The 1,452-nt window shown below is 42.0% G+C and carries 2 protein-coding genes; both read left to right on the top strand.

The features are described from left to right. A partial coding sequence (locus tag SORDD16_RS09685; RefSeq protein ID WP_061453278.1) for a glycosyltransferase occupies positions 1–319 on the top strand: 319 nt, incomplete at its 5' end. Positions 320–328: 9 nt separating this feature from the next. Next, a complete protein-coding gene (locus SORDD16_RS09680; RefSeq protein ID WP_061453277.1) occupies positions 329–1,444 on the top strand; it encodes a cell division protein FtsQ/DivIB in 1,116 nt (371 codons plus the stop codon). Positions 1,445–1,452 lie beyond the last annotated feature (8 nt).

Genomic DNA, 1,452 nt, shown 5'->3' with positions numbered 1-1,452 from the left:
GATGGAGCTGGCAGATGTGGTGGTGACGCGTGGCGGTGCTAATACGATTTTCGAGCTCTTGGCCATGGCGAAACTCCATCTCATCGTACCATTGGGACGTGAAGCAAGTCGAGGAGACCAGATTGAAAATGCGGCTTACTTTGTACAGAAGGGCTATGCAGAAGAACTTCAAGAAAGTGACTTGACCTTGGAAAGCTTGGAGGAGAAACTCAGTCACTTGCTTAGTCACAAGGACCAATACCAAGCTAGCATGAAAGCTTCGACTGAATTGAAATCTCTTGCAGATTTTTACGATCTACTAAGAAAAGACCTAGCATAAGGAATATCAATGTCAAAGGATAAGAACAAAGAATCAAACCCCAAGAAAGAATTGTCTGAATGGCAGAAACGAAACCAGGAATACCTGAAAAAGAAGGCTGAGGAAGAAGCTGCCCTAGCTGAGGAGAAAGAAAAGGAAAAACAAGCTCGAAAGGAAGCCAACTCGAAACTACTGGAGGAATCTAAGAAATCACCGAGTGAGTCAGACGAGGGAACCTCAAGAACAAGCGAGGAACCATCCGAAAAAGAAGAAAAATCTCAAAAGGATGACCTGAAAGTCAAAGAAGAAAAAGAGAAGAAGAAAAAAGAAAAACCAGAAAAACCTGCCAAGCCTAAAATTGCGCCTGTTCATATTTGGCGAGCTGTGAGTATCTTGGTACCCAGTGTCCTGGTCCTCCTTCTTTCAGTCTATCTCTTGACTCCACTCTCGACCATCAAAAATATCGAGGTTAAGGGAAATAGTAACACGCAGGCGGATGACATCAAACAGGCTTCTGGAATTCAAGATAGCGACTATACCTTAGCTCTATTGTTGGATAAGGAAACATACGCTGAGCGAATCAAGTCCAACCATTGGATAGAATCAGCGAAGATTAACTATCAATTTCCGACTAACTTTACGATTGAGGTTAAGGAATTTGATATTGTCGGTTATTATGTTTCTGGTGAAGAACATTATCCTATTCTGTCTAGTGGAACAATTGACTCAAGCCCTGTCAACCTTTTGAACCTGCCTGAGACCTACCTAACAGTCACCTTTAACGATGAGCAGCAGGTGAAGGATTTGATGACGGGTCTTTCTAGCATCGGTGAGGACATAAAGAGTCAGATCCAGAAGATCGAACTAGCCCCAAGTAAGGCAACTGCTGATCTTTTAAAAATCACTATGCTGGATATAGATGAAATCTTGGTTCCCTTGTCAGAATTGAGTAAGAAATTGCCTTATTACAGCAAAATCAAGCCACAGTTAGCAGAACCGAGCTTCATCGATATGGAGGCAGGAATTTATAGCACTAGTCTGGCTGATAAACGTTTAGAAGAAGCTGAGGAAAAGGCCAAACAAGAAGCTAAAGAAGCAGAGAAGAAAAAACAGGAAGAAAAAGCTGAAGAAAAGAAACAAGAATAAGAATGGCA

The organism is Streptococcus oralis (assembly GCF_001578945.1).
Taxonomy (GTDB): domain Bacteria; phylum Bacillota; class Bacilli; order Lactobacillales; family Streptococcaceae; genus Streptococcus; species Streptococcus oralis_Q.
This window is presented reverse-complemented; position numbering and strand designations above follow the sequence as displayed.

Excerpts from the sequence above, each read along its gene's own strand:
- SORDD16_RS09680 (WP_061453277.1), top strand. The coding sequence starts at position 329 with ATGTCAAAGGATAAGAACAAAGAATCAAACCCCAAGAAAGAATTGTCT.